The sequence below is a fragment of the Thermoanaerobacter sp. CM-CNRG TB177 genome, from assembly GCF_018588165.1.
Classification (GTDB): Bacteria; Bacillota; Thermoanaerobacteria; order Thermoanaerobacterales; family Thermoanaerobacteraceae; genus Thermoanaerobacter; species Thermoanaerobacter thermocopriae.
In genome coordinates, this window is record NZ_JAFCAC010000036.1 from 1,986 (window position 1) to 5,873 (window position 3,888).

Annotated in this window: 1 protein-coding gene and 2 pseudogenes; all 3 read right to left on the minus strand. The window is 35.3% G+C overall.

The window, feature by feature from the left end:
• Positions 1 to 1,420: pseudogene (locus I4N53_RS01970) on the minus strand (PAS domain S-box protein); the annotation flags it as partial.
• Between the two features lie 202 nt (positions 1,421 to 1,622).
• Positions 1,623 to 2,966, minus strand: a complete 1,344-nt coding sequence (locus tag I4N53_RS01975) for a glycosyltransferase (RefSeq protein WP_255549647.1) — start codon at positions 2,964 to 2,966, stop codon at positions 1,623 to 1,625.
• Positions 2,967 to 3,440: 474 nt separating this feature from the next.
• A pseudogene (locus I4N53_RS01980) lies at positions 3,441 to 3,888 on the minus strand (hypothetical protein); the annotation flags it as partial.

Genomic DNA, 3,888 nt, shown 5'->3' on the forward strand with positions numbered 1-3,888 from the left:
ATTCATAGCCGTTTTTATGCCTTGTCTTCATCTCAACAGTCTTGCCTACAACACTTCCTTTTCCGGTTGAACGGAATCTTTTAAATGCTTCTCTATATGCTTCGTACAGCCGCATATCTTGTATCATAAACATGTGCAAATCTTTACCTATTATTTCTTCTTTTGAATATCCAAGTATGCGTTCTGCTGCAGGGTTCCAGAAGGTTACTTTACCGTTATCGTCAATCATAATAATGGCATCTCCTGCATACTCCATTATAGTGCTTAAAATCTCATTCCTTTCCTTCAGTTCTTTTTCCATTGTTCTGCGCTCCGTTATATCAATTACAAGTGCTGCATACACTTTTTCTTTGTCAAATTCCATAAGTTCTAGATGGATTTCTACTGGATATAAAGAACCGTCTTTTCTGCGGTGCACTGTGTCAAAAACGATTTGCTTCTGTTCACCTCTTAAAAGGGGCTCAAGAAGTTCTTTAAAGCTTTGCAGGGTAAACTCTGGTTTTAAGTCAACAGGAGTCATTTCTTTAAGCTCTTCTTCAGTATATCCCAAATTTTTCTTCGCACCCCCGTTTACTGCAATGAATTTTAGTGTCTGTGGATGGAATATGTAAATTTCATTGAGTGAGTCTTCAAAAAGATTTTTATAAAATTCAAGCTCTCTCTTTGCTTTCCATTGTTCAGTAATGTCAAAGATAATAAGATGCATCAGTGTTTTTCCTTGATAATCTACAGGGGATGAATATACTTCTACTAATCTCTCTTCTCCGTTAGCTAACCGTTGGAAGCAAAGGCAGGGATTACAACCCTTCTTTAAAGCTTCCGAACACTTTTGACCACCGTCTATGGTAGAAACGCCAACAACAGCTTCTATGTCCATCTGCAGCATAGTTTCTCTGGAATAACCATAGAAATTACAGGCAGCTTTGTTAGCATCAATGATGCGTCCGGTTTGTGGATCAATAAGTATCATTGCTACGTCATGATTTTCAAACATATTGCGGAACAGCTCTTCTCTCTTTTTTATCTGTATTTTGGCCTCATAGAGCTTAAAAGCCATTTCTATTTGAGATACAAGTACATATTCATCTACACCCTTAAGAGCATACCCGTAGGCTGAAACTGACTTTATTTTTTCCATTATTTCTTTACTGGCATTGGCAGTGAGAAATAGAATCGGGATATCTTTATGCTGCTGAATTATTCTTGCTGCATCTATCCCATCGATTGCTCCTTTAAGTTCTATGTCCATAAGAATTAAGTCCGGGCTTTTGATGTTATTTAGTGCTTTTTCAACAGCCTCTTCGCCTGATGTGACTATCTCTGTTTCGTATCCGTATTTGGCTAGGATATCTGCTGTTATTTGCGCATTAAGTTTACTATCCTCTACAATTAGGATCTCTTTTGGAAAAGCTGTATTCATAAGTTAGTGCCCCCAATTGATTTTGATTTGATTTAAATAAGCATAATTGGATGTAGATTACGTTTATGCATTTTCAAAAAACTCTTCAGAACTTGTATTTTCCGAAATGTTATTATACTCTTTTTATTTAAAAGACACAATAAAAATTTCGTTGTAATAGTTATTTTCCATGTTTGCTGTTAAGTACTTTTTTAAAATAAAGTCATTTCCACACTCTGCGAAGTTGAAAAATTTCCTGTATATAACCCCACATTGCAATAGGTGAATGTATGAGCTGATAGAAAAGTAAATAAAGGATATATCCTATTCTATTTCTGCGTACTTTTAAACCAAGAGAATCAAAAACTCTTTTTTGAAATGCATACATAACTATTGTCACAATAACATTTAATGGTAATACTAGCAATGTATAAGGCCCTACAATGTAGTACTTACCAAAAAACGCCATTATTAACCCCGGTATCCAGAAAAAAGTATAGGCAAAATCTACAAAAGGTATCACGATATCTATCCCGATTAGAAAAGCAGCCAAAAATCTCTTTTGTCTCCAGGGCCCTGTGGTTTTTAATCCCTCAAACATACCTCTTGCCCATCGAGATCTTTGCCTTATAAAATGTTTTGCTTTTTCTGGAACTTCCGTAAAAGCTATTGCTGTCGGTTCAAAGTATACTCTATAGTTTTTCTCAAAGAATTTCCATGTTAATACAATATCTTCACCTATTACATCATCCCAACCGCCTACACTTCTTACAACATCTGTTTTGTAAAGGCTGAAAGCACCTTGTGCCACAAGCGTTCCCTGATATAAGCCCTGCATCCTTTTTATAGAAGCAATTCCCAGAAAATAATCCCATTCTTGGATTCTTGTTAGTATATTATTTCTGCTGTTTCTTACAAGAACATGCCCTGCTACTGCACAAACATCAGCTGGAGAACTCAAAATTCTTGCTACTATATTGTTAACCGCTTTTTTATGTAAAAGCGTATCTGCATCAAGTGTTATAAAATATTCGGTTTTTATAGCTTTTAAACCTCTATTTAAAGCATTACTCTTACCCGGTTTTGGTTCAAACAAGCAGGTACATTTAACTCCGTATTCTTGCGCAGCTTTCTTGGCAATTCCCAAAGTCCCATCAGTAGAATTGTTATCCACAATTACAACATGTATTTGTCCGTTATACTCCTGGTTTGCAATATATCGAAGTGTAGTAGCTATTCTTTCAGCTTCATTTCTTGCAGCTATTAAAATTGTTACAGGAATACTCGGATGTATTCCTTTAATCGACGGCTGCCTGTCCAGGAGAAGGCTTATCGCAGTAAATGACACAAGGTAACCTGGTACATACGCAATAAAAGTAATTATAAACAAAGCCAGAGGGAAACCCACAACTTTACTGAGGTCGTTGAGCCACGGCACAGAAAGTTTTATTGAAAATATCATCCATGAAATTGCTGTCATTTGCGAAATTAAGAATTTATGCGTAACCGAAATATATACTTTATGCTTAGTTGGTTTCCTTGTTTCTTTTTCTAGTTTTGCTTCCAAAAAATTGTCCCCCTTTTTTGGATACCTTTGCCCAAAAATTCTGGTGAGAAACTTTAGCAGTATGATTATAGCATATCGTTTCTCAGAAATCAATAGCTTTTATGAATAGATAAGTAATTATTATTTGCTTGCAAGCAAAGATTTTCGCTCAAAACCGGAATAGGCATTTTTTCGAATGCACGCTTCATTTAGAATAATCTGAGTCTTATTTGTCTAAACAAAGAATTAAAAAACTTGCCATCCTTTAGTTAAAAAATAAGAATAGAAGCAAACCGAAAAACTAACTAGAGGAATTGAAAAATTTTTATAAAACTCAATCTAATTTATCTCCTTTCTTTGTATTTCATCCTCTATTCTCTCGTTATGTGACCCTTCAGGGTTTATCTACTATGCAACTCGATATACTATAAGTCTTATTTTTTTAAAAAGTGTTGCAAATACAAAATTAGTCTTGCGAATGCTGGTTATATTTTTCTAATAATTCCATATATCTGCCAAGCATTCCCCTTTTTTCATTCGGTCTTCCACGGCTCGTTTAATTGAGGGTACTTTAGCATCTGCACTTAAAATTATTGTCGGAATGTGTCCTGTACTTTCCCCCGATTTCAAGTTCTGAATAAATTCAAGGCTATTCTGATCTGTCAAACTGATGTCTGCAATTGTTAGTACTAAGTCTACACAACCAGTTAACCAACTTAGGTTCTCTTTCAAATTCCTTTTCAGAAAGTTTGCCTTTTTATAAAAAGCGTTACATATCCTGAAGCGTATCAGAAGATATAGATTTGCTGTCGTGAATAGGTTTTGTTGTATTAAATGCCGGTACTGCAGACGAAATAGTTTTGATTTTGAAACAAAGTATTTATTAAACACAAGCAGCTGCCACCTGAAGGATAGGTTAAGAGCTGGCCTATATGGTAACCTG